The sequence below is a fragment of the Pseudomonas sp. 5Vm1k genome (genome assembly GCF_056161485.1).
This window is the reverse complement of the sequence record NZ_JBSPCZ010000001.1, coordinates 516,183-540,866: the sequence shown is the minus strand read 5'-3', so window position 1 is coordinate 540,866 and position 24,684 is coordinate 516,183. Positions and strand designations below refer to the sequence as shown.

The 24,684-nt window shown below is 53.5% G+C and carries 23 protein-coding genes and 2 pseudogenes; 23 read left to right on the top strand and 2 right to left on the bottom strand.

The genetic code is table 11. From position 1 onward, the window contains the following. The first annotated feature begins 6 nt into the window (after positions 1 to 6). The 8 genes and pseudogenes from ACWIKB_RS02470 to ACWIKB_RS02435 all read left to right on the top strand — a co-directional run bounded on the left by ACWIKB_RS02470 (position 7) and on the right by ACWIKB_RS02435 (position 7,854). Positions 7 to 1,038, top strand: coding sequence for an SEL1-like repeat protein (locus tag ACWIKB_RS02470; protein ID WP_475265175.1), 1,032 nt, complete (start codon positions 7 to 9; stop codon positions 1,036 to 1,038). Beyond that, positions 1,035 to 3,782: an EF-hand domain-containing protein gene (locus ACWIKB_RS02465; protein WP_475265174.1), complete on the top strand. Its 2,748-nt coding sequence runs from the start codon at positions 1,035 to 1,037 to the stop codon at positions 3,780 to 3,782. Before ACWIKB_RS02470 ends, ACWIKB_RS02465 begins: the two co-directional genes overlap by 4 nt. Continuing rightward, on the top strand, positions 3,772 to 4,683 hold the full coding sequence (locus ACWIKB_RS02460) for a tetratricopeptide repeat protein (RefSeq protein WP_475265173.1): 912 nt from the start codon (positions 3,772 to 3,774) through the stop codon (positions 4,681 to 4,683). The genes ACWIKB_RS02465 and ACWIKB_RS02460 overlap by 11 nt, the downstream gene beginning before the upstream one ends. Before the next feature lie 248 nt (positions 4,684 to 4,931). Beyond that, positions 4,932 to 5,414: a hypothetical protein gene (locus ACWIKB_RS02455; protein ID WP_475265172.1), complete on the top strand. Its 483-nt coding sequence runs from the start codon at positions 4,932 to 4,934 to the stop codon at positions 5,412 to 5,414. Further along, positions 5,410 to 5,613 (top strand): annotated as a pseudogene (locus ACWIKB_RS02450) (PoNe immunity protein domain-containing protein); the annotation flags it as partial. The gene ACWIKB_RS02455 and the pseudogene ACWIKB_RS02450, both read left to right, overlap by 5 nt. A 6-nt stretch (positions 5,614 to 5,619) precedes the next feature. Beyond that, a complete protein-coding gene (locus ACWIKB_RS02445) occupies positions 5,620 to 6,480 on the top strand; it encodes a tetratricopeptide repeat protein (protein WP_475265171.1) in 861 nt (286 codons plus the stop codon). A 225-nt stretch (positions 6,481 to 6,705) separates the two neighbouring features. Further along, positions 6,706 to 7,272, top strand: coding sequence for a hypothetical protein (locus tag ACWIKB_RS02440; RefSeq protein ID WP_475265170.1), 567 nt, complete (start codon positions 6,706 to 6,708; stop codon positions 7,270 to 7,272). A 54-nt stretch (positions 7,273 to 7,326) separates the two neighbouring features. Further along, positions 7,327 to 7,854, top strand: coding sequence for a hypothetical protein (locus ACWIKB_RS02435; protein ID WP_475265169.1), 528 nt, complete (start codon positions 7,327 to 7,329; stop codon positions 7,852 to 7,854). Between the two features lie 51 nt (positions 7,855 to 7,905). On the opposite strand, the pseudogene ACWIKB_RS02430 reads toward ACWIKB_RS02435, so the two are convergent. Continuing rightward, positions 7,906 to 8,294: pseudogene (locus ACWIKB_RS02430) on the bottom strand (DUF6124 family protein). Between the two features lie 393 nt (positions 8,295 to 8,687). On the opposite strand from ACWIKB_RS02430, the gene ACWIKB_RS02425 reads away from it, so the two are divergent. The 15 genes from ACWIKB_RS02425 to ACWIKB_RS02355 all read left to right on the top strand — a co-directional run bounded on the left by ACWIKB_RS02425 (position 8,688) and on the right by ACWIKB_RS02355 (position 23,098). Beyond that, a complete protein-coding gene (locus ACWIKB_RS02425) occupies positions 8,688 to 9,965 on the top strand; it encodes a hypothetical protein (RefSeq protein WP_475265388.1) in 1,278 nt (425 codons plus the stop codon). A gap of 109 nt (positions 9,966 to 10,074) precedes the next feature. After that, the gene (locus ACWIKB_RS02420; RefSeq protein WP_475265168.1) at positions 10,075 to 10,560 is read left to right on the top strand and encodes a cell division protein; all 486 of its coding nucleotides are present in this window, start codon (positions 10,075 to 10,077) and stop codon (positions 10,558 to 10,560) included. Further along, positions 10,553 to 11,995: a TIGR01777 family oxidoreductase gene (locus ACWIKB_RS02415; RefSeq protein WP_475265167.1), complete on the top strand. Its 1,443-nt coding sequence runs from the start codon at positions 10,553 to 10,555 to the stop codon at positions 11,993 to 11,995. The genes ACWIKB_RS02420 and ACWIKB_RS02415 overlap by 8 nt, the downstream gene beginning before the upstream one ends. Positions 11,996 to 12,004: 9 nt before the next feature. Further along, positions 12,005 to 14,440: a PEP-utilizing enzyme gene (locus ACWIKB_RS02410; protein ID WP_475265166.1), complete on the top strand. Its 2,436-nt coding sequence runs from the start codon at positions 12,005 to 12,007 to the stop codon at positions 14,438 to 14,440. 24 nt (positions 14,441 to 14,464) lie between these two features. Further along, positions 14,465 to 15,835: a tetratricopeptide repeat protein gene (locus ACWIKB_RS02405; RefSeq protein WP_475265165.1), complete on the top strand. Its 1,371-nt coding sequence runs from the start codon at positions 14,465 to 14,467 to the stop codon at positions 15,833 to 15,835. Between the two features lie 28 nt (positions 15,836 to 15,863). After that, the gene (locus ACWIKB_RS02400; RefSeq protein ID WP_475265164.1) at positions 15,864 to 16,286 is read left to right on the top strand and encodes a hypothetical protein; all 423 of its coding nucleotides are present in this window, start codon (positions 15,864 to 15,866) and stop codon (positions 16,284 to 16,286) included. A 23-nt stretch (positions 16,287 to 16,309) separates the two neighbouring features. Then, positions 16,310 to 16,792 (top strand): hypothetical protein, encoded by a 483-nt coding sequence (locus ACWIKB_RS02395; protein WP_475265163.1) that lies wholly within the window; start codon positions 16,310 to 16,312, stop codon positions 16,790 to 16,792. Between the two features lie 51 nt (positions 16,793 to 16,843). Next, on the top strand, positions 16,844 to 17,230 hold the full coding sequence (locus ACWIKB_RS02390) for a hypothetical protein (protein ID WP_475265162.1): 387 nt from the start codon (positions 16,844 to 16,846) through the stop codon (positions 17,228 to 17,230). A 19-nt stretch (positions 17,231 to 17,249) separates the two neighbouring features. Next, positions 17,250 to 17,798, top strand: coding sequence for a hypothetical protein (locus ACWIKB_RS02385; protein ID WP_475265161.1), 549 nt, complete (start codon positions 17,250 to 17,252; stop codon positions 17,796 to 17,798). Next, the gene (locus ACWIKB_RS02380) at positions 17,785 to 18,183 is read left to right on the top strand and encodes a lysozyme inhibitor LprI family protein (RefSeq protein ID WP_475265160.1); all 399 of its coding nucleotides are present in this window, start codon (positions 17,785 to 17,787) and stop codon (positions 18,181 to 18,183) included. The genes ACWIKB_RS02385 and ACWIKB_RS02380 overlap by 14 nt, the downstream gene beginning before the upstream one ends. 20 nt (positions 18,184 to 18,203) lie before the next feature. Continuing rightward, positions 18,204 to 18,626: a hypothetical protein gene (locus tag ACWIKB_RS02375; RefSeq protein WP_475265159.1), complete on the top strand. Its 423-nt coding sequence runs from the start codon at positions 18,204 to 18,206 to the stop codon at positions 18,624 to 18,626. After that, complete coding sequence (locus ACWIKB_RS02370) at positions 18,623 to 20,344, top strand: tetratricopeptide repeat protein (RefSeq protein ID WP_475265158.1); 1,722 nt, start codon at positions 18,623 to 18,625, stop codon at positions 20,342 to 20,344. The genes ACWIKB_RS02375 and ACWIKB_RS02370 overlap by 4 nt, the downstream gene beginning before the upstream one ends. Next, a complete protein-coding gene (locus ACWIKB_RS02365) occupies positions 20,341 to 20,940 on the top strand; it encodes a lysozyme inhibitor LprI family protein (protein WP_475265157.1) in 600 nt (199 codons plus the stop codon). Before ACWIKB_RS02370 ends, ACWIKB_RS02365 begins: the two co-directional genes overlap by 4 nt. Before the next feature lie 161 nt (positions 20,941 to 21,101). After that, entirely contained in the window at positions 21,102 to 21,485 is a 384-nt protein-coding gene (locus ACWIKB_RS02360; RefSeq protein WP_475265156.1) for a helicase, read from the top strand. A gap of 239 nt (positions 21,486 to 21,724) precedes the next feature. Continuing rightward, the gene (locus ACWIKB_RS02355; protein WP_475265155.1) at positions 21,725 to 23,098 is read left to right on the top strand and encodes a hypothetical protein; all 1,374 of its coding nucleotides are present in this window, start codon (positions 21,725 to 21,727) and stop codon (positions 23,096 to 23,098) included. Between the two features lie 131 nt (positions 23,099 to 23,229). On the opposite strand, the gene ACWIKB_RS02350 is transcribed toward ACWIKB_RS02355, so the two are convergent. Further along, entirely contained in the window at positions 23,230 to 24,630 is a 1,401-nt protein-coding gene (locus tag ACWIKB_RS02350) for an aminoacyl-tRNA deacylase and HDOD domain-containing protein (RefSeq protein ID WP_475265154.1), read from the bottom strand. Positions 24,631 to 24,684 lie beyond the last annotated feature (54 nt).

The window sequence follows — 24,684 nt, the reverse complement described above, 5'->3', positions numbered from 1 at the left end:
TTCGTGATGACAACAAATAACTACGTAAGGCAGATGAAGTGGTTTTCCATTGCGCTGTTGAGCTTGGGGATGAGTTCGTGTGCCTTTGCCTCTTCGTCCAGCACCGCCCAATGTCCGAGCAGCAGTTTTGCTGAGTTCGTCAAAGCTTTCTCATCCGAGCCAGAGATACAGAAAGCCTTTATCGCATCTCCTGTGAAGCATGTTCACGTGACGGCTGATGGAAAAGTACCGAAGGTTGTCGAGCGGAGCCTGAACGCGATTGCTGCTAATGAATTGAAAGTACTACTTCCGGAAAATGCCGCCAAATCGAATCTCAAGATCGAAATCAAATTACCGAACAGGGTGATCGTTCATGATGAGGCGGCCCATTATTTGAAGATTTTCGTCTTTAAGCATGGTGACTGTTGGGTTCTGAACAGAGTGGAGGATTGGGCACTCGATGCCGTGATGGATGAAATTACTCAGTCTGAGAAATCAATGCCTGGGGAGTTAGAGCTTAAAAAAGGCGTGATATTCGACAGGCTAGTCAATAAGGCTTCCCCTGAGTCTGGCATCTATTTGTACGCCGCAGCATTGGATAGCTATTTAGATGGTGCCCGAAAAGGATCGGCCCAAGCTGCAGCCGCTGCTGCGGGAATCAGCCTTGCTGGACAATCACCGCGATTGGAAAATGCCAGGATTCTGGATCTTTTAGTTCAAGCATCTAACAGCATCCCTGATGTAGCCGTGACGCTCGCACTATTTTATTGCGATGAAGGTGATTACGAGAGTAAACGTGCTTGTATCGATCCGCAAAAATCAATAGCCACCTTGGAGAGCGCTTCGACGCGGGGTTCAACTCAAGCGCTTATTAGGCTGGGCGAGGTTTACGAAGGCGACACCGTTGTTCCTTCTGATCTACCTCGGGCAGTAGCGTGTTATCGGGAGGCTCAAAAATCTGACCTTGAGGCCACTACTTCCGCTATTGACCGCTTGGCGGCCAAAGGGGTCGTCATGGATAACTCAATTCAATGTGTTAAAGCAGGAAGCTTCCGATGAGTACTGGATTACTTGCGCAACCGGCGCCCGCTGCTGCACCTGCACCTGCACCCGCTCCAACACCTGTTTCGGCAGACCCAACCCCCCTGTTGAACTTTCAATACCCATTCCGAAAGGCGGACGGAAAACAGTTCATTGATGCTGAGGAAGTCTACAAAGCACTTGAGGGTGAAAAGTCGGGGCATTACTTACTGGGTAGCAACAAGTTTTGGCATGGTGGTATCCACATCACCGACCAAAGTGCTCCTCAGTGTGTCCTAAATGAACCAGTACGGTGCATGGCCGATGGTGAAGTCGTTGCCTACCGACTCAATAAGGACTATCTGGAGTCAACGTTCGGTGACGGCAATACTGCGAAGAAACTGAAGTATTCCAATTCCTTCTGTCTGGTGCGTCACGAGTACAAGTCGCCACCCAATCCGGAAGAAGGACCGAACAAGGGCAAGCAAAACAAGTTGAATTTCTACAGCTTGTATATGCATTTGTTACCGTATGACCGCTATCCGTTATCACCGGAAGAAAAACCTAAGCCCAAAGTGACCATGACGGTAAATGACTTCAAGGCATATGACGACTTTCCCGAATCAAGTAGTGTTCAATCGCCCGGGAAGTTGTCTGCTGCTACGAAGCTTGAGGTGTTGGAGCAGAGAAGTGTTGATAATGTTACATATGCCAAAGGAAAAATCCTGTCCGGCAGTGTGAAAAACGGGTCACACAAAGTTCGTGGAGCAGGGAAGGAAGTATGGTTCGCTTATTTGAAGGATGGCGTCCCTTACCAAAACTCCAAACCCAAACGTATTTGGCTCGCAGACGATGTACCAGAACGTGCAAAACCAAATTACTGGCAAGGCAAAGTGAAAGCCACGGCAGTTAATAAGCTCGATCTGTATGGGGAGCCTGCGACTCCCCAAAACGGCCAGCCGGCAGGCGATCGGCTCGGCACCATGCAGCTTATTCCGGGCAGCGTCGTTGAGTTTGATAGTAAAGAAGTGCTCAATCTCAACGTTGCAGGCACCATTCGCCGAATGGCTAAATGTACAAAGGTAAGCGGTGATGTAGCTGCCACAGGCTGTGTACCTGACACCTTTTGGGCATGTGTAGAAAATGCAGCAGATTACCGGATGCTCGATTGGACGTCTCTGACGCCTACGAGCTTCGATTCAGTTGAAACTACGAGTACCGGAATCAAGGCGGGCGATCCGATTGGGTATCTGGGCAGGACTGAAAACCTCCTCGATGAATCAGGTGTTACAGATAGTAAATTCCAGGTACACATTGAGATATTCACCGCAGAGGCCGACGTCAAGGATTTCCTCGATAACCTCGCCGGTTTGAAGATTGGAAAGCAGTATCTGCACCTTCCTGTCGGAACCAAACTCAAGAACAAAGCTCCTGCCATTGGCACAACTGACCCGCTCAAGAAGGAGCACGCGATTGATTTGAGCGAGGCTCCGATCCTCAAGGAGGGTACTGACGATTGGTACGATGTCCGTGTTGTCGGGGAAGACCAACCAGTTTCTGGACTGATCAAAAAATCTGACGCTGAGATGATCAGTCAGCATGATTGGACGAAATTGGGTTTCCGTATAGTTGAAGAGTCCAGCGCCTCTGCTGATGGTTTTCTTGATCCAGAAGACATGCCACAGTTTTTTAAGGACCTCTTCACAAAAATCGATAAAAATGGCAACGGTGACGTTGATCCAAGTGAACTCGCTGATGCCTTAAAAGATGCTGATACGAGAAGTCAGTGGTCGAAGCTTATTGCTCGTCACCCAACTGAGTGGAGGTTTAAAGCTGATAATGCGAAATGGAGTCGATTGGACAAAATACTGGAGGCGGCTCCAAAATCACTGAAGCATGAAAGAGAAAGAATAGACAGTCTGGTTTTCTGGGAAGAGCTTTCGGAAAAGCCTAAGTTGGCGGATGGAATGGTTTGGCATTTTCATACAATTGGCTTCTTAGGTAACTTCTTAAGCCGCTCATGTATCCCTCTAGATAGAGCTAAAGAAATTGCTTTGTTAGTCACCTCTGGTTACGAGGGAAAGGATAAACTAGATTATGAGGCACTTGCGGATAATACCGATCAGCAAGGCACGTCATTTGGTATAATTCAGTGGAACTTTGGGCAAGGAACGCTTGGGCCATTATTGTTGGCCATGAGGGCAGCGAATCAACAAAAGTTTGATAATAGTTTCGGTGCAAATATGAATCTCCAATCGCTATTGTCGGCGATGAACTCAGCAAATATTCCTGCGCAAAAGAGCTGGGCTCAAGGTGTTATTTCAAACAATCGCGCAGGATGGACTTCCGCTTTTACGACGCTTGGCCAAGTTGATGAGTTCAAAAAAATACAACTGGACTTCGCTGCTCACTATCAAGAAAAAATTAAGTCGTGTATCGCTCTAATGCGTGAATTAGCGCCTCATCTAATGGTGAAAGTGCAATTGCGGACATATTGTGCTCTGTTTGATTTGTGTGTTCAGCAAAATAACCTTACGAGCGCCGAGACGTTGATTCGAACGGAGTTCGCTTCGGCGAATATAACAACACAAAAAGAGCTTCTTATATTTGTTTGTAAGAAGAGAGCTGAAAAGGCTTTGGAACAATACAGGGCGGATGCCTTTAGTCGGCGCATGGGGATTATTTCGGGTCAACAAACTACCATAACAATGAGTGGGCATACCAAAACTAAAGAAAATAAAAACTTCTCGGCAATTATAGAAGGAGATGTGTGTGAGATTTAAACTGTTATTTACTATGGGGCTAATGGTTTTAGCTGGCGATGCATCGGCTGGTGCTGGCAAATTAACTTGCGATCCTGATACTAATATTTGTAATGTCTCTGTTGCCGAGAATTATTGCAGCTCTGGTGAAGTGGCCAACACCAGGTGGGATATTCGGACTGATCAGTATGTACTAAGTTGCGAGTGTGACTGCACATCGCAAGAAAATACTTTTTGGCTAGTAGGAATAGCTGATGGTTTTTCTGTAAAAACAGTTGATGCAAGTAAAGTTTTAAACTCTGCGGAGCTTCAAAAAAATCACTCAGGCGTTCCAGATATATTTGGGTTGGTGCCTTACTGCTCAACGCCAAGAGAGTCGGATAGCGCGCTAATAAAGCTGCGGAAAATACCAACCCCTGACGGCGCACCGCAACCATATTGTTATTCGATTGATGATTCGCCGTTGCCAGAAGCCTGCCTCACAGAGGATTGTAAAGCAAAAAAAGAGCTAGTTAAGCGAGTCGCTTTACTTGTCAAGCCGGAAGTTTTGAATGAGTTCAAAAGAGCTACGGCTAAAATTTATAATGATGAAATAGGTTTTCGTGATTTTCCCAAGCGAGGATTTATTGAACGGTACATCTCAGAGTACGGTTACTCCAAAGCTGATCAGCAATCCTACAACGATATTGCATATTATTGGCAACAGGCTGGATTCAATGATGACGCTATTTGGTTGCTAGAGAAAGTAATATCTAGTAGTCCTGATCGTGTGGTTGCGTACCTCAATCTAGCAGATGCTTATTGGGGTAGGAATGAAGCACTAAATGCTTCAAAAAACTATAAAAAGTATTCAGAGTTAATGGCTTTGTCAGGAAAGCAGCAAAAAATTCCTTCTCGTGTTAAAGAGCGAAGTAAACTCTAGCCTAAGAGCGAAAGGGTAGGTCTAATTATGAGGTAGGGTAGCCATTTTTTCGATAAATAAATGCCTCCCTATTTTGATTAGAAAATTGCCGACCGGTACCATAGGTTAATAGTGGATGAAAGAAACTATATGGGGTAAGAAATAAAAACCATCGCTATCTGGAAAAACACCCAATGAGGTATTGCCTTTTTGTGCTATTTTTTCTGTTGGCTGCTTGCGGCGATTCAGACAATATAGTGAGTAAAGCGATGGCTGATAATCAACCATTGATTCAGATTCAGCTACATCAAAACATCAAGGATCTGATTTCAAACAGCCCCTTGAAGTTTGAGGAGGAGTGTATGGCGCAGGTGCACATGTGCTGGTACAAGATTGGCGCGTCTTTTAATAGCGAGACCCTCCCTTCAGTAGTTGTAGATAAAAATCTGAAGCTTGATCAAGTGGCCAGTATCTCTATTGCGGTTGATAAAGATGTAGGGCATGACATAGAAAATATTGAGTTGTCGATAAGGAGTTTGCCTGATAACAGCAAGCATGAAGCCTATCAGGCTTTTTTGTACGAATTGATGAAGGAAATCAAGTTGGCTGGTTGGAAGCATTATTACTCTCCTTCAGATCACAGTATTTCAGGGTCGCAAATTGATAAAGTTGCTACACCCAATAAAGTTTTGGGTGACTATGTATTGAGTCATCCATGGTTGGATCCGAACTATAAGATTGATCTTGCATGATACACACTTAAGTATCTACGGTGATGATGGTAGCTATTTCGGCTACTGGGCCTTTGAGGCGGGCGCCATCGCTTTTTTATACGGTATTGATGACAGCATAGTCGATCAAACAGTCTATCCAAGGGATCTGGTTGAGTATGCTCGAAACTATACTGGATCGACAGACTTGCCAATGAACGTATTGACGCCGCAAAGGTAGATTTAAATGTTTAATAAATATCAAGCCACTGCATTGCTCGTTTTGTTGTTTATACAGCCTTGTCATGCTGACGAAGTCCAGGCCCCGCTGGATATTACTGGCGCCAATGGAAGTTTGCTGCAATTCAAAAGCTGGCATCAGCATGGTGGCTGGACCGACATAGAATATAAAGGGCCTGGCGGTGCATTCAGGATATACGATCTGCCAAGTACGCTCGCACCTTCAGGTATAGGAAGGGTAGTCAGTTCAGACGCTGAGTCGGTTTCCCCGGGCAAGAAGTTTATTCTGGTCTATCGGACCGATTTCGGCGATGTCATTGACGAGCAAGGTAATGCTGTAAATTCCGAACAGACTCACTGTGAAGCGGTGTCTCTGGAGAATGGTTGTGTCAAGGATGTGGGTTCGGTGTTCCAGTGTGAAGGAACCTGGGTCGGCGATAAATGGAAGGATGTGAGAGGGGAGGTTTTTGATTTCTCTAAAGGAGGCATGTCGCCGAACTACTTGGTCAAAGAAATTTCCGGCTCGTCCTCAAATGAGTTTCGTGCTAACTCATTAATGGATTTGATTTTTATGGGTGTTCCTTCCTATATGGCTTGCTACCCACCCGAGAAGAACATCTCTGAATATAATGATATCGGGTTCTATTTCGCACAGGGTGGTCAGCACTTGTTGGCGATGCAGATTTATAATCGATTATTAAGTTTGGCCCCTGATCGAGTGCCATTGAAGTTGAATGTTGCTGATTCTCTTTGGGCATTAGGTAGGCGGGATGAAGCTAAAACCTTTTATATTGCCTATCGAGACGCCATGCTGAAGAAAGGGGCTGTGAGTAAACTGCCAAAGCGGGTTGATGAACGATTGAATTAAGAAAGGTTTATTTGTCGCGGTTATCAACAGTCTGTGCAGCGGAGAAAAATATTGAGAAGGGCCTGCTTGTTACACATATCTATAGTCGTCTATTTTGTCGCTATGCCTGTTTTTTCGTCCGAGGTTAGTCGTACAGTCGTCGATGTAAGTAATGAACCAGGCTATTCTGCTTTCGCTTCCGGAAAAACAATAGCTGCGATACATCAGGGTAATTGCAATTACTCCATGGCCTTGCTTGAAAATCAGCATGTAAAGCTCAACTCGCCAGATGTCGTATTTCTCGAGTCAAAGACAATTCCGCAAGACCCGCATTGGCCGTATCTGGCGCAGGCGGAAATGTCTGCGGGCTATGACTGGCATTTTGAAGAAAACAAGAATTTCAAATCAAAATGGTTTGGGCTGATGTGTGAGGGCGTGGAGGATTTCGACTCGCTTCGTTCTGATGGAAATGTAAGCTCAGATGAAGTTAGCCCAGAGCTTCAGCTTGTTAAAGAGGCTAATAATCTTGCGTGCCCTGCGACGCTGAATGAAAAAGGTTGGGTGCCAAATAACAAGGCCGGACAGGCACATGAGTACGTCTTCCAAGAGCTGGCCGGTGCCAATTGGTCGGGGTTTATCGTTGGTTTTAAGGGTAAAGCTAAAGACAGTTTCAGCCGTGTCAATTTCTGCATGGTCCACGAAGGGAATGTTTTGATGGGCTCAGCGGTCAATAAATTGGAGCCGCTTTGGCTTAATAATAAAACCTTTGAGGAGATCCAGGCTACGTTAAGGACCGTACAGTTTTTGCCTTGATTCTGTCAGATGTCGAAGTACTCCATTTTTAGTTTTTAAAAAGGCAGCGCCAACATGCGATTTATTATTTTCTTTGCACTCATTTATACATTTGCATTGCCCGCTACCGCCGCATCTTCCAATTTGAAAGTAGAGCGCTCATTGCCTGCTGCCATGGTCGCCGCCATCGAAGTGGAAAATCATATGTCGGCACAGGAGCTTCGCCTGATACCCAACGGTTCGGTGAGTTGGAAGGGGAGTGTTGTCGGGGCGGCGGCGTATGAGGACTCGATAGGCAGTTGTTCAATTTATACCTATCAGGGCGGTGTACTGGGCGAGGTGTTTTCGAACGTACCCTGCAAGTTTAAAGGCCCGCCGAAGCTGAAATCCGACAGGAAAGCTGCGCTGCCGGATGTTGTGTACGAGTTGGAGGTTTACCTGCCCAACCGAGGCGCGATGGTGAACCACATCGTGGCGCTGTATTTCGATGCTGAGAAAAACGCTTTTTGCTCAAGCAGCGCGCTCGCAGACTGGTATCTGTCGGGGGGAAAAAACATGATGCCTGATCTTCAGGATGGTACGTGTGAGGTTGGGGCTGGCTGAGCGCATTAAGCCGCAGCAAGAAGGGGACATTAAGTCCCCTTCGTACTTTTACTATGCGGCGGCCCGGTGTCCCCCGGGATCTGGCGAATCAATTTGATCCAGTGCACGCTCGACCAATAAACGTACCCCATCCGCCAATCGACTCAGCGCCAAGGCTACCGAGCGGCGTGTGCCTTCCACATCGTCGGCCAGATCCGCAGCGATGGCGCTGATGGCCAGCAGGTCTTCGGATGCATTGGCCAAGAGCGTCTCGGTGTGGAGGTCTTCGGAGGCGGCGAATAGTGCGCCTTTGCGGGGCTTGGGTTTGGGTTCGCCTCGGGGTTTGGGCCGAGGTGGTAGTCGAGGGCGCGTTCGGCGGCTTCGTGGAGTTTTCTGGAATCGAGGGATTCGTAGGGGGATGTGGATAAGTCGTCTGGGGGATTCGGTGTTGGCTTGATCATCGATGTATCTCCTGGAATTTAAGAGACTGGCACCGTTTCGCTTTGCACTTCGAAAGAGGTGGCAGCTGTGCGTTGGTGTGCAAGACCGGTCCAGGAACCCGGCAGACCCGAGGGTCTCCGACGCACAGCCACCATAACGATTCGCGAGCATAAGAAAACGCTCGATGAATTGCCATAATCGATTGAGCACCTGGGCCGGACTTGCACGTCCGAGTCACCGATTTTGCGGTGACGAACAAAGGTTATCCGCATGAACACAACGCGCCTAGTTCACCAACACCCCCACTTATCGAAGGAAATATCCGATGGTTTTGCAGGCAATGTAAGCGGATGATCCGACACTTTTAAACGTAACCAGCGCACCGCTTAAACAAGGGCTTTCGAGTGATCGACATGGATTGTTTTGTGAAACAGCGCGGCTTCGGCGCAGCGCTGAAGGCTGCTTTTGTACTGAGCCTGTTCCTGGGTGGCGCGAATGCATTCGCTGAAGGCCAACCTTGCCCGTTCGATGTCCCGCAAACAGATCTGAAAGTCGCGAGCTGCGTGCAGGAAGGGGACGTGAACATCCTGAAACTCGTGCCCCGCAACGAACCTGAGTCCACCAACGACTTCGACAACCTCCCCACCTTCATCGTCTCTGGGAAAAACCGGCAGGACATTTTGGCGGTTGTCGGAATCGACAGTGCACGGCGTTACAACAAGCTGATCGAAGTGCCTCATGCTGAGGGACTCAAGGAGTTTTCGGACGCTGCGCCCACCGCAAAAGCGTTAATGAAGCAGCGAGGCTGGACGCTGTTGGACATGAAAAACGTTATCTACCCTGGCCCGGAAGATGTTGAGGGGTTTTCATTAACCTGCAACACACTTCAAGCAGAAACAGCCCAGGGTTTTGTCGTGGTTTCGCAGTGCAACACCTTTTATGAAGAAGGTGTATCCGACTTGAAAAAACTCCTGGCCCGAATCACCTGCGAACCCCCAAAAAGCGAAGCCTTCCCTGCGCTCAATACCGACTCAGGCACCATCGTTTTCAACTACACCAAACTGCCCGAAAACGAATCCCAAGACCCCGACGACGTGGCCATCGACGTCGATTTTGTGAATTGTGCTGACGGCGCTAAAAAGAACATTGCGGGGCTTCCATTTTTAGCGGCCACGGGGGCGGTCAAAGCCGCTTTCTTCGCCACAACCAAACCCGGCGCAGAACCCGAGCTAATCATCATTCACGCGGTCGGAATCAGAGCCTATACCGGCGTTAATTACTTGGGCGATTACTACACCGTTCACATCTACGCCAACACGCCAGCGGGTTACGTCAGGGATGAGCGACTGTCGACCTACTTCGGCAATGGCGGCGATATTGCGCGCGATGCCGAGTCGGAGGAGTTGGTCTACACGTTCCCCTACAAAACCGCAGACGACATCGTCGCCAAACTCAACTCCGCCGCCTACAAACACTGGGCAGCGGGTGACGAGGTGAAGCTCACGATCAATAAAAAGGCCCCGATTTACAGTTCGCCGGTATTAGCTGATGTCACGAAGATGTATTTGATCCAAGGTGATTCGGTCTTGCAGGAAGGGGCTGAGGCCGGGTTCCTGAAAATCATGTTCAAAACGCCCAAGGGGAAAGCGATTCGGGGCTGGGTTCTGTGCGGTGATGCCGACGGTTGTTAGTCGAGGCTCCGGTTGCACGGTCAGAGGTGAAACGGGCTCGGTGATTCATCACTAAGGCCCGCGTTTTCCTTTAGACTTGCGCCCTTCAAGGAAGCCCTCAGGACACGGAATGCCAGTCCCCTCAAACACACTTCGCAAAGCCCTTGTCGCTTGGCTATCCGCCGCCGCCCTGGTGCATCTGTTCGTCAGCATCATCCTGACTTGGGTCGGCCCTTCGGGATGGCTCGACGTCTACCTGCAAAACGTCGACTACGCCTTCTGGACGGACCTGCCACCGCGCGCCGCCCGCGAACAACAACTCTGGTGGCTCGCCGTGTTCGGCGCGACGCTGCAAAGCTATTCCCTCTACATGTTCGCCCTCGTGCGAATCGGCAATCGCCTGAAAACCCCAATGGCGTGGGGCTGGTTGATCGCCGGCATCGTGATCTGGGCGCCGCAGGACATGTGGTTTTCCCTGACGGCGCAGCTCTGGGTAAACCTTTGGATCGACGGCTTCGCGCTGCTGACTTTATTGCCGCCGCTGTTTTGGCTCTATCGCCACGACCGCCGCACCGCCTCTTCAAACAACCCACCGAGTGACGCCGACCATGCCTGATTTTTCTCTTCTGGATTGGGCGGTCGCGCTGCTGATTGCCCAGGCTATTCTGGGTGCGCTGGATACCCTTTATCACCACGAACTGACGGTTGCGCTGCCGTATCGGCACAGTGCGCGGCTGGAGTTGTCGATCCACGCGCTGCGGTCGTGTTTCTACGGGGTTCTGTTTCTGGGCATGGCGCATCTGGCGTTCCAGGGCACATGGGCGATTGTGATTGCGCTGCTGTTTGTCCTGGAAATTTGCCTGACGCTGTGGGATTTCGTGGTTGAGGATCGCAGCCGCAAGCTGCCGGCCATTGAGCGGATCATGCACACGGTTTTGGCGGTGAATGGCGGCGCGTTTTTCGCGTTGTATGGCGTGCAACTGGCGCAGTGGGCGAGTCTGCCGACGGGCCTGTCCGCGATTGATCTCGGCTGGCGTGGCTGGTTGCTGACGTTGTTTGCGATTGGCGTGACGGCGTCGGGTATTCGCGATGGCTTGGCGGCGCTGCGCATGCAGCGCGAGGGCAAACCTTCTAACCCGTTCGCGGGTGGCGCTTATAAGCGCGTGCTGGTGACCGGTGGCACCGGGTTTATCGGCGAAGTGCTGGTCAATCAATTGCTCGATGCCGGCCACACGGTCAGCGTGCTGGCGCGTGATCCGTTGAAAGCCGCGTACCTGTTTGATGGGCGCGCCCGTTGCCTGCGTTCGCTGAGCAAACTCGGCCACGACGAAACCTTCGATGTGGTGATCAACCTAGCGGGCGCGCCGGTCGCCGGGCCGCGCTGGAGTGCCAAGCGTCAGGCGCAATTGATCGCCAGTCGGGTCAATACCACCTACGCGCTGATGAGCTGGCTGAAGAACGCCAAGCACAAACCGGCGCTGTGGGTGCAGGCCTCGGCCATCGGCTATTACGGCGTGCGTGATGCCAGCGAAAGCCTGGATGAAGGCGCGAGCAAGGGCGACGGTTTCATGGCCGAGTTGTGCGCCAAGTGGGAAGCCGCGGCGCAACCGGCCACCGAGTTCGGCGTGCGTCAGGTGGTGCTACGTTTGGGCGTGGTGTTTGGCCCGGGTGGCGCGTTGTTGCCGTTGCTGATTCCGTTTCGTCTGGGCTTCGGTGGGCGCATGGGCGATGGGCAGCAGATCATGAGTTGGGTGCATCGCGACGATGTGATTCAGGTGATCGCCCGAGCCTTCGACGACAACAGTCTGAGCGGCACGTACAACCTGGTGGCGCCGGATGCGATAAGCCAAGGCGTGTTCGCCGAGCGCGTCGGCAAAGCGCTGAAGCGTCCAGTGTGGTTCCACATTCCCGCTGCGCCAGTGCGAGCGCTGGCCGGTGAGATGGCGCAGTTGTTTTTCGACGGTCAACGGGTGGTGCCGAGCAGACTGACCGAAGCCGGCTACACGTTCCGTTATCCGACCCTCGACGCTGCCCTGCGCGATCTGGCCTGAGGACTGTTGATGAGCAAGCCTGTGATGTACCTGCTGGCCGGCAACGGTGGCGCCGCCGAATGGTGGGATGACGCGCTGCCGCACTTTCAGCGCTATCAGGTGGTGCCGCTGGAATTGCCGGGTTTCGGCGACAATCCACAGGCACCTTGCGAAGACCTCGCGGCGTACGCTCAGGCGTTGCTGGCGATGACGGTGCAGGGCAGCGCGATCATGGCGGTTGGGGTCAACGCATTGTTGGTGTTACATGCGCTGCAACGTCAGCCTGGGCACTTTTGCCGCAGTGTGTTGCTGGCGCCGGTCGGGGCATTCTTGTGGCAACGGCGGCTGCCGGCATTGATGTCGCCGCTGCCGATTCGCAAGACCATTCATTGGTTGCTGGCGAATAAACCTGCGGTGTTCGCACACAAATTTTCCAACCAGACCTGGACGCCCGCGCAGTACCAGCGCATGGGCGCCGGATACGCTCGCTGCCGTGCGTTTGTGCCGCACTGGGACTTGGTGCGCGCCGACACTGCGTTGCCATTGCTGGAGTGGATCACCGACCCGGTCGAACTGGTCTGGGGCGATCAGGACAACGTGCTCGGCATCGCCCAGGCTGCGGCGTGGTCGGCGATTCTGGCTCGTGCTGATCTGACCATCTGCCTGAAAACCGGTTGGGGCCATTACCCGTGGATTGACTCGCCCGCTGAGTTCGCCGCGTGGCTGGAGTCGGGAGAGCGCGGATTCGTCGCGCACACCAAGGGCGGTCGATTGCGTCTGGCTGAGCTGGCCGGGCAAGCGGTGCCACCGGCGCTGTCACTCAACGATGCTCTCGATTCGCGGTTGCCTGCGTTCCTTGCCAGCCAACCGGACGCCACGTGGGCGGTGCGTTCCTCCAGTTATGGCGAGGATCAAGCCGACGCGGCGAATGCCGGGTTGAGCACCACGTTCCTGCGGGAGCCGACAACCAACGTGCCGGCGCGCATTGCCGAATTGAGCACGGCGGGTGTGGAAGAAGTGGTGGTGCAACGCTTCATCACACCCAAGGTGTCCGGGATTGCTTTTGTGCGGCACTTATCGGTTGAACTGGAGTGGGTCGAAGGTCACCTTGAGTCGCTGGCCGATGGTCAGGTGAGCCCCGAGCGCGCGATCATTTCCCGTCTCGGCGATTCGTGGAGCAGCGACACGTTCAAGCCTGCCCACGGCCTGACGGCGGACCAGTTGTGGCGCTTTCTACAAGGCGTGTTGCGGGTCTTTCACTACGTGCCCGGCGACGTCGAATGGGCCTGGGACGGTCAGCAACTCTGGCTGCTGCAATACCGGCCGATCAGCGACTACGGCTGGCGTCGGCACCTGACTGCCGCCAACATCGCCGAGATCCTGCCGCCGCAACCAAGCGTTTTCGTGGAGTACGCGCAACGGCGTGCGGCGGCGAGTATTCCGGCGATCATGGCGCGTTGGGATTCGCGGGTGTTGCAGGACAACGAGCCGTTTACTGCGGTGTTCGGCGGTGCTTCGTATATCAACAATGATCTGTTTTTGGCGCGGCTGGCGGACTGGGGGATTTCTGCCAGCAGCTATGCCGGTGAGGTCGGCGGCGCGACACCGCACCTGCCTTGGCGACCGCTGCGAATACTTCGCTCGTTGCCACTGTTCTTACGCATGCAACGCATCGCGCGCGGGCATTTGCTGACGTTGGAAAAGCGCCTACGCCGATTCGATCAGGAGCTATCCGAACTGATCGCCCAAGGTGCCGATGGCCAACAACTGGCCGACTGGTTCACCCGGTTTTATGTGTTCGTGGTGCAAGGCAATCTGTGCATTGCTACGTCGTTGGCCAGTAGCGGCGGCGACCTGTTTGGGCGACCACCAACGGCGTATGACAACCTTGAAAACAGCCCGCATCGGCTGCCTTGGGAAACCGATCCAGGCACACCACGCCCGGCGCCGACCGACCTGCCGTTGCAGGCTTTCCCACAATGGTCGGGGCTTATCCGTGTGGCCCATTCCACCGGCCTGCCGGGTCTGCGCGGTTACTACCTGCAAGTGCGCGAGTGGTATCGCGACAACCTGATGCGGGTGTTCTTCCGGCTGCACCACGCCATGCCGATGGCGGATCGAGCGCACTGGTTTGCTCCGCATCCAGACAGTCGAGCCCGCGACGGCAGCTTCTGGCAGGACGGCCGCGAAGGCACCGAGCAGGCGACGGGCTTCATGATTTATCCGGGGCAGGTGCAGGGCATTTTGGGCGACGACATCTTGCTCGAAGACACCCTGGACCCCGGACGCCACGCGCACTATCAGGCCGCGCGGGCGGTGATTGCGCGCATGGGCGGGCGCTTGTCCCATGGCTCGACCTTGTTGCGTGAACTGCGCAAACCTTCGGCGGTGTTGCCTCAAGTCGATGTGGCGTGGCTGGGGTGTGAGGTGCTGTATCGCGATGGTGAACTGACGTTGGTGAAGTAGTTTTTGATGAAAAGGAATTCTCTTGTGGCGGGTTTGAAGCGTGGGTGTCTGGCGTTGTTGGCGCTGGTGATGTCGTCGGCGGCGTTCGCGACGGAGTCGGGTGCGGTGCAATGCCCCAGCGCCAATTTTGCGGAGTTCATCACCGCGTTTACGGCGAACACGGACACTCAGCCAGCCTTTGTCGCTTCGCCGGTGATGGAGCTGTCGGTTGTCTCCACCGGGTCGAAACCCCGGGTGGTGAAACGACAAGTGCCGACGTTGGCGCCGCGATCGTTGGTCGAACTGTCTGCGGATTACATCGCCAAATCCGGGCTGAGCCTGGAGGTTAAGCTGCCCAACTATGTGTTCGTCCGCGACCACAAAGGCGAAGTGCTGAAGGTCTTCACGTTCAAGTTCGGCGACTGCTGGAAATTGGTGCGGGTCGAAGACTGGTCACTGGAAAAAGTGCTGTCCGCGCAACAAGGGGAGCTGCGCGCTTCGCCGGGTGCCCGCGCCCTCAAGAGAGGCGCAATGTATGACGCTCTGACGAATGAGTCGGGGTATCCGGCCGATGTGCAATTGTATGTTTCGTCCCTGGACAGTTACCTGGACGGTGCCGCCCAGGGTAATGACCAGGCCGCGTATGCCGCCGCGTCGGTCAGCCTTTCAGGGCAGGCGCCGCGTCTGGACAACAGCAAAATCCTCGAACTTTATATTCAGGGTTCCCGGACGCTCGCGCAGGCCAGCCATGCGCTGTCAGGGTTTTATTGTGACGAAGGCGAGTATGGCGACCCGCGCCCTTGCGCCGACCCGGCAAAATCCCTGGCGGCGTTGAAAAGGTCCGCTGCGCAAGGTGCGCCCTATGCGCTCAACGACCTCGGCAGCGCCTTTCAACGTGGCACGCTGGGCATTCAGGATTCGCAACGAGCGCTGGCCTGTTACCTGGCGGCGGCCAACATGGGACAGGAAGGTTCGCGCACCAACGCGGAACAACTGATTGCTCAGGGCATAACAGTTGACGCGGCCAAGCCGTGCCTGTCGCAAGAAACTGCTGAAGACCCCCAGGCATTGGCCTGCCCGTCGAAGAATTTCGAGGCGTTTTTAGCCGACTTCATGGAAAGCCCGGTCATTCAAAAAGCCTTCACCCGCGTCCCGATGAAAAAGCAGATCACGGTGGACGCCGAGCCTGAGCCGAAGCAGGTCAGTACGTTGCTGGATCGCGGCGAGCTGATATTCCCGCTGATCCCAGAGGCGAAGGCGCGCGAGATGCAAGGGCTGACGCTAGAGGTCGTGGACAAGAGCGACACGTCGGTGACGGTGAAACTGCAAAAGCCGGATACGGGCTATCAAGTCATGTACCGGTTCAGTTTTGATGGTTGCTGGGGACTGGACGAAGTGCAGGATTTCTCGATTTGAATGCCGGGTCTATTTCAAAGGATTTGAAGTGAAAAGATTGCTGCTGTTGGTGATTGGCGTGCTGCCGTTGACGGCTCACTGCGAGGTTGTGTCGGAGAATTATTGTTTTGGGATGTATGAGTCGAACACGGTGAAGTTTGAGCTTCGAACTTACTACGACACTACGAACAAGTGGCAGGGTGGTTTTGTTAAATACGCGTCATCCGGTGTGCCGATTCCTCTGGTTTTAACCGACAGCCAATCTGAAGAAGTGAGCCCGGATAGGCCATGGGAGGTCACAAGAACATGGTCTGAAGTGCTTGAGGGAACGGTGACAGGTACATACGAAATGGTGAGCCAGGGTGGGATGATCATTTCGATGAGCTACACGAAGAAGTCGAACGGCAAGGAGTACGGGTTTTTTTATACACCCACCGAAGTCTCTTTAGAGAAAGGTTGCCAATGGGAATAGTCAGTTTGCTCAGGAGTTACAGCATGAAAGGACTGTCGATTTTATTGGGCTGCATCCTGGCCGGTGCAGCCTCTTTATCTTTCGCCGCCGATCCATCCTTCACAGACTTCAACGTCACCCAAGTGTTTGCCGGTCCAAACCACGCCCTGGCGCCCCAGGAAAACAGCAACCAATGGATGGATGAAGCGCGAGCACAAGCCCTCGCCGGCAAGGTCAATTTCGCCGGGCACTACGTTCTGCACAGGGTTGGCTGTGGCGGCAGCACGATGTGTGTCGAGGTGCTGGATGCGCAGACGGGAGAGGTCGCGACGGGCCTGCCCAATGCCTATGACGGCAACTTGCTGACGCTGTCTTACCAGCCCGACAGTAACTTGATCATCGTCTCCGGCATCACCGCCGACACCGAAAAAGACATAAAGGGCAAACGCCTGAAGAACCGCGACCGGACTCGCTATTACGAGTTTGTGAACAACGAATTCCGGCTGTTGAAAATCACCGACTCCTAAGCGATTCGGCAAAGACTAGACACGTTCGAAAGACGGACAAGGATGATAGGGATGCAGCGCTTTATCAGGTTTTTCGTGGGGTCGATATTGGGTGGCTTGCTGATCGTGCCCAGCGCGCAGGCGGCTCAAACAGCCGAAAACGAGGGTGGTTGTTATGGCTACCTGACCGAACTGGTCCGAGGCAGCAACTTCCCGTTTCTGTATCTCACCAAGGACAAGGTCAACTTGCTGATCGATGACGACGACGGGGAAACCGTTCGCGCGAAGTTGTTCTACGACACCAACGGCACCGGCACCATTGGCTGGATCAAGTACACCCCGGCCACCCAGGCATTACTCAATACCTCAGCGGAACTGGATGAGCCTGTGGCGCTGTCCTTTGATTCCAAATTTGCCCAAGGCTATGCGCGATGCCTGGCCAGAACACAGGCGGGTTAGAGCCTTGAGGACGTGTTCGATGATTCAGCGTTTTTGCGTGGGCAGCGTTTCGGCACTGTTTGCATTGGCGGTTTTTGCTGCAGCACCGGATGCCTATACCCAGCGCGACGTCATGCAGTGCGGTGGCGTCGAAGTGGCATTGGTTTCGTCTTGCCGGTCGGTGACGGTGCAGGACGATCAAGATCACCTGCTCCCGGTGTGCTCCGACCAGACAATCAACATCAACGGCAAAGTGCTCAGACGCAACATCGGCAAGGTCTCCCAATTGACCAAGGACGGCACCACTGTCTCGATGTTGGAAAATGTGGTGGTGGCAATGGATTGCATTAAAGGCGCCAAAGGAAGTCTGGTCGCTATCGGTGGCTACGGCGGTTGCGGGTCGTGTCCAGAATGGCACGGCTACTACTCGATGGCGGGCAAGTTGGAAATGTATTCCTACAGCAACTCCTACCGCTCGTATGGCTCGAAAGGGTCGTCTGAAGCGTTGATCAAAACCCATGGTTTGACCGCGAAAGACCTTCGTGAAGAAAGTCCGGGCGTTAAGAGGATTAGTTATGGGCAGCCGTAATCTCGCGGTGCTGGTCTTGGGCTTTTTTATCGCGGCGAATTGCTTGGCTGAAGATGTTTGTAAAGAAGTCACCCAAGGCGTGTCGGTCTACAGGTGCTCGGAGTCCAAACGGAAAGCCGCCGATGTGCAACTCAACGTCAGCTACAAAAAGTTGATGGCGCGGTTTGAGTCTCAACAGCGGGTTAATCCAGAGCAAGGGAAGGTCTTCATGGCCATGGCTAGGGATTCCCAACGCGCCTGGCTCAAATTGCGCGACACCAATTGTCCGCTTGAGGCCACGGATATTGAGCCGGATGCAGAGGCCTCTTTCACGACGATCAACTTCTGCATTGCCAGAATGAGCAATGAGCGTGCGGCGTATCTGGACGGGATTGTGCGGGACTAGTCAAAACAAGGGAGTTGTCTTTGAAAAAGTTTTTGATGTTGATGTGGCTGCTGTTTCCCCTGGCTGCTCATAGCGCAGTGAAAACAGAGATCTTCTGTTTCAAGGCTCAGGACGGCAAGGCTATGAAGTTCGAACTGAGGACCTACTACGACCCCGCAGCCAAGTGGAGCGGGGCGGCAGTTAGGTATGCGACGTCCAAAGAGTCGATTCCGCTGGCGCACAAAAGCACCGAGCAAGAAGAACTGTCCGAGGGCCGGCCTTATGAGTTCACCACGACGTGGGTCGAAATCATTGGCGGCGCAGTGACGGGCGAGTACGTCATGGTCCGTCAAGGTGGGCGGATTGACGGCATGTCGTACACAAACGCTAAAAGCCAGAAGCGCTATATGTTTGAGCATGATCCGGTGATCGAATCTTCCCCTGAGAAGGGGTGTCAGTGGTGAAGCTGTTTACCTTGAAAATTTCAATGTTCTTGATGGCGCTATTGAGCTTTGGCGCTGGCGCCGCTGAGTTGGTTTTTCCACACGCAACGATCTGTGAGCCTTATGGCAAGGCGCCCGGTAGTTGTTCGGTTGCCTTGAATTCAGACGGCTTTATTTTAGATGCCGGCTCAGGAAAGCGACTGCTCGACGCCCCGGAAGACACGGGCTCGATATTAACAAACGCGCTGTATCGATCCGGCAGCCAATACATCCTGGACAGTGAAAATTACTCTTCCGCCAAGTCGCGCCGTTGGGTGGTCTTCAGTTATGACGGTAAAGAGATCGTCCTGAAGCATGTCTACATTTTTTCATTAGCGATCTCCATGCAGGTTGGCCCCTACTGGCATGGCTATGACTGCCGTCCGGTCAATGCGAAGTTGGTCCGTGCGGGGGGACTGTTGGAGTCGTCCCTGGAGACGCTCTGCAAGGATGTCGAAGCCAACGTGGTCACGATTGCGGATCATCCCTCCGCGCCTTCGGCCGCAGGTTCGCTGGCGGTCAGTGTGCCGGTGTACAGCGACGGGCAACGCAATGGCGCGGCAACTTACGTGTTTGAAGGGACGGATGAGCCTGAGTTTTTGAAGATGGCGTGTGACGCAGGCTGCGCGCTGCCCTTGAAAGAAACGGCTTCGCTGAGTACGGGTGAAGTAGCGCGACCGAGTGCCAGCGCCAACCCGCCAACGGTGATCAAACAGCAACAGGCCAGTTTATTGGGTGATGCATCCCGTCAAAACGTGTCTGTGCTGTCCGGTGATGCCGGGGCAACTTACCGTCGCTTGCGGATCACACCTGAACATGGCGCTGGTGACGACATCCTGCTGGATACCTCCAAGGCGTTGCCATTGATCAAGAGCCAATACTCGACGGCCATGAGCGATGTCTTCAGCGTCAACATCATCAACAACCCGGCAGGCGTGCTGAAGGTCATCGATATGCAAGGTGACACCGTGTCGGTCAAGCAGCCTTCTGCCGAAGCCGGGAGCGCCCTTGTACTGGTCAGTAGCGAAGAAGATAACGCCGTTTATAACTTCAACCTGGTGTTTCGCTACAACAAAAGCTCCAGGCAGTTCGAGCTGAAACATGTATTGCAGGTGGTCAACAACGAATCCTGCGATCACTCGCTTGTCAGTGTTCAAGAAGTACCCAAAAGCCTGATCGGTGAAATGTCCTTGGCGTCTTTCGATGGTCGCAAGATGTTTGAGCAGTTGTCTGACTTGCGCATTAAAGCTGCCGGCGATTACAAAAAATTGATGATGACGGACGTCGCGGAACAGCTCGACAAGGCGTTGGCGCTGTATCGAAAAGGGCAGACCGAGGCCGTCGCGGAGTTGATGGGAAGCTTCCTGATGTACAACAGCGCAGGCCAATGCGATCCACACGGCTACATCGCTTCAAAGTACGACTTTCCTCAGTTCCCCGGCTGGTCTAACGACTTGGGTTTTCTATTCGGTGAGACTGGTTATTACGAAGAATCTGTCGAATTGCTGGACGCGGTAATTGCCCAAAATCCCACCCGCACCGTGGCCTATCTGAACCTCGCCGACAGTTACTGGGGCCTGAAGAATAAAGCGTTGGCGGCGCAGGCTTACAAACAGTACGCCTCGTTGATGACCGACGCGGGCAAGGCGTCGAAGATTCCTGCGCGAGTGGCTGAGCGTAGCAGTGGAGTGGTGGAATGAACGGATGCAGAAGGGTGTTTCTGAATTTCGCAGGCGTGGTCCTGGCGGCGTCCATGTCCCCGGTTTTCGCCCAGTCCAACTGCAATCGCGACAGTTTCGAAACACCTGATTGGCTGGTGTGCAGCCAGCAAACTTTCGATTCTCTCGACGCGGCATTGAACGATCAATACAAAAAAGCGCTGGCCAACTTGACCCCTGGCAACAGGAAGCTGTTGGTTGATGTGCAACGCAGTTGGGTGAAGTTCAAGGAAGAATACTGCGAGACGCTTTATCAAAAGGCTGAGGCTGGTGAGGAGGCGGCACTCAAAAAGTGGTCTTGTCTGCTGCACACCACTAATGGCCGGCTGAGCGAATTGATGTATTTGCAGACAGGGATGACCAATGATGGTTTCTACAACGCGACGCTAGCGATGGTGGGTAAAGACAATGCCATGACGAGGGAGGCGGCGGCGCAGCGGTTGGGAGGCGAGGCGTTGGTTGACCCGGTTTGGCAGCACTACGTGGCTGGCCATTGTGAGATGGCTTTCGGCCTGTTCCGAGAAGACCTGGATCTCTGCGGGCAGCGGATGCGTTTTCAGTTGACCATCAATCGTTGATCGTGGGCGGTGGAGGCGTTTGTATCGTCAGTTGAAACGTGACTTGGCAGTCATTGGCGCCAAAAACCGCACCATCTTCTGCAAACACAAGCCAATAGTGTCGTTATCGTCTGAAGCCGCTACACTGCGCCGGCCGTTCATTTTTCTTTGAGGCTGTGCGCATGAAATTTCGTTTTCTTCTGTGGATGCTGGGTTTGTTGATGGGTAAGGCCAGTCGGACTAATCCTGCATTTCAACAGCAGTTGGGTGACAAGGAATTGGTGTTCCAGCTACAGACCCTGGACGGGAAAGTGGCGCGGCATTTCCTGGTGAAGGATCAGCGTATTACCAGCAAGTCCGGTGTATATGCCGAGCCGGCGTTTGCGATTGCCTTTAAAGACGCGGCGTATGGCTTTGCCACGATGCAGGCGAAGAACAAGCAGTTGGCGTTTATGACCGGGATTCAGGACAAGTCGATTCAGATCAAGGGCAACCCGGCGCTGGTGATCTGGTTCCAGGGGTTGACCAAGTATTTGAAACCGCGAAAAGCCAAGCCTATGGCTTGAGAGTAAATTAGACCGAACTACCCCCGACGCGGGTAAGTCTTGCAGCAGATCTGTATCTGTGGGTGTGAGATTTACCCGTCATTGCCTGATTTCCTCCCGATACGACGTTGGCTCGTTGCGCCATAAATTAGTCTCGCAAAGACAATCTTGCTGTCATTTATGACAGGTCCCTAAGTGCACTTCCTCGTGTTTAACTCGCGCAATGCCGGTTACTCATTCTTTAACGAGGAAGTGTACATATGAGCCACCTTTCAGAAAAAGCTGCTGCGGCAAACGGACTTGATCCCTCATTTGCAGACGGCGGGGTACTAACATTGCCATCGCCAGGACTTGAGGGCGATCACTCCATACTTGTTCAAGCTTTACCGGAGGAAAAATTACTTCTGGTTTTTAATGCGTCAGATGACGGTTTTATCAAAATCGCCCGGTTAGGCTCTTCCGGAAAACTTGATGATACGTTCGGTCAAAATGGGGTCGTAGATATCCCTTTCCTCAAGGAAATGAGCTTTGCACCGAGCAGTATTCATTCGCTACAAAGCGGCGGCTGGATCATTGTGGGGCGGGCAGTTCCCGATTCATTCTTTGACCTGGAAAGTCTGGCTGTCGTGCGCCTTAACCCAGATGGCACGTTAGACAGTACATTTGGCGTTAGCGGCATCGTTATTATCAAGATTGAGGATTTGGGTGATAACAAAAAATGGGAAACGGCCAAGCTTTGGGTCGATAAAGTCGATGAGGAATCTGATGCCAAACTGCCGGGATTGCTGAACTTGAATGTGTTTTCAGCCATAGAACCGTTACAGGGACGAAATAAAGAAAAGGTATTGTTAAGCGCTTCGATCGCTTTTGGTTTTGACGATATTCAGGGGATTGTTCTACGTCTGGATGAGCGGGGAGTTCTGGATAGTCAATTCGGTGGAACAGGTTATGTTCTGGTTGACGTTCCGGGGATTAACTTTCTTTACAACTACGCCCGCGGCGTGATCGTTCAACCTGATAAAAAAATTGTTATCTGCGGGTACTTTGACCGAGGTGTCGACGTGCTTAGCGAGGCATTCGTCATTCGTTACAACGAAAACGGTACGGTAGACACTTCGTTTGGTCCTGAAAAAAATGGCGTGCTGATTATTTCCAGTCCTGGTGGGCAAGGAAGTTTGCTTCTTAGTCGGATTTTCTTGAAAAAGGACGGTGGAGTACTTGCCGTCGGAGGTGGGGAGACACAATCCGAAAGCCAAGCCTTGATTGTCAATCTCAACGAAAGTGGCAGTTACAACCTGGTTTTTAATGATGGGAAGCCGCATTTCGATCGGTTGGCCATTGGGCACACGTGGGGAAGCTGTGCTGTACAGAACAATGGAGAAATTGTCGCTACCGGGAGTATTGGAAGCAACTTTGATAACGAATCCAGAGGGCAACTGGTCGCACGTTATTTGCCGAGCGGAAAACTGGATGGGGCGTTTGGAGAAGGCAGAGGCTATGTCGAATACAGTAGCCGGGAGGGAGATCTGCTTCGGAGTACCGCATTCATGGAAGACAATCGAATCGTTACCAGTACGCTGGTGCTTCACGATAACGGGAGCGTGAGCGGCTTTTTGCTTCGTTTTCTGGGATGAGCCGCTGCCAAGCTTGAGTGAATACGTTAGACCGAGTTGGATTCTTCGCGGGCAAGCCTGTTGGGGTCCAGTTTTTTTGGACCACTCCGTAGGAGCGAGCGGTGCGACGATTCGACTTGCCCGCGAAGCTTTTAAGCTTGGGTGAATTGCGAAGCCAATTCGCGCAGCAGTACTTCAGCTTCAAGCACTTTGCTGACCACATCATTGGCCTTGTCTCGGGTCAAGCCAAGCCGCTCCAGCAGCGCATCCGGAATATCCTCATCCGGCCCTGACCCAATCCCGCGACTACGCAGCAAGCGCACCGCCAGGCACACAAGGTTCGGGTATTCGGCATACGCGCCGTCATAGCTCGGGTCGTGCTGGAAGCGCAGCGCCGTGGCCAGCTCGTCCGGCATGTCCCAGTAGCGCATCAACCAAGCGCCGATCTGTTCGCGGCTGATACCCAGCAAATGTTGCTCGACATAGCTGTGGCACAGGTGCGGGTTGACCTCCAGGTGGCGGCAGATCAGCGAGAAGTGCGGCGGGAAGACGTGGGCCAGCAGCAAATAGCCGAAGTTGTGCAGCAGGCCGGCGAGGTAGGTCAGGCCGGCTTCCGGGCGCTGAGCGCGCGGCATGGCGCGGGTCAGGCCTTCGATAACGGCGGCGGTGTAGATCGATTGCTGCCAGTACGGCGTGGTGTGTTGCGGATGGTCTTTTGGCAGGCTCAGGGTTTTGCCGAGGGCCAGGCCCAGTGCCAGGTTGATCACAAGATCAAAGCCAAGCACGCGGACGATCGCGTCTTCCACGGAACGAATCTTGCCCGGCGAGGCGTAGTACGGCGACGCCGCCCAGCTCACGACTTGCGCGGCCAGGGCCGGGTCGGTTTCGACGACACCGGTGATGTCGTCGATGGTGGCGTTGGGGTCGACCCGCAGTTTGATGATTTTTTGCGCGGTTTCAGCCAGTGGCGGAATTTCGATGGTTGCTTCCAGGCGTTGCTGGATGCGCCGCGCGGTGAACGCTTGAACGGCTTGGGTGATTTCCTCGCGGTCATCGTCCGGGCGGTCCAGGTTCGGGCGGATGCTGGTCAGGGCTTCGCCGAAGTTGGCGGCGCTGGCCTTGGTGAGCATGGTCTTGAAGGCTTCGCTGGAGATTTCCAGCAGCACGTTCGGCTCGCCCGAGTTGATCAGCAACTTCGGCTCTCGCAGCAGGCTTTCTTCGTACAGGCACGGCGAACTGGTGAGCGCCGGCAGGCCGGGCAGCAGGCTCAGGCTGTGTTTGCCGAGCATCTTCTCCAGGCGTTCGGTCGAAACGGCGGTCAGTCGACGGCCTGTCAGTTCGGCGAGGCGATTGAGGTCCAGCAATTGGCTCTGCGGGAACAGCACCATGAGCGCGCCGACCGCATCGTCGAGCAAAACCGCCTGCACTTTGCGCGAGGCGTTCAAGCCGTGATGGTCGAGGACTTCTTCGTAGGCGATACCCAGCTTGCCGAGCAGCAGCCGAATAATTGACGGAGCGTGCGGGGTTTCGGGGACGAGGGCAGCTTCAGTCATGGTCTGTATCCGTTTGCAAACAATGGCAGGAGTATAACCAGCTTGTTTAAAGCC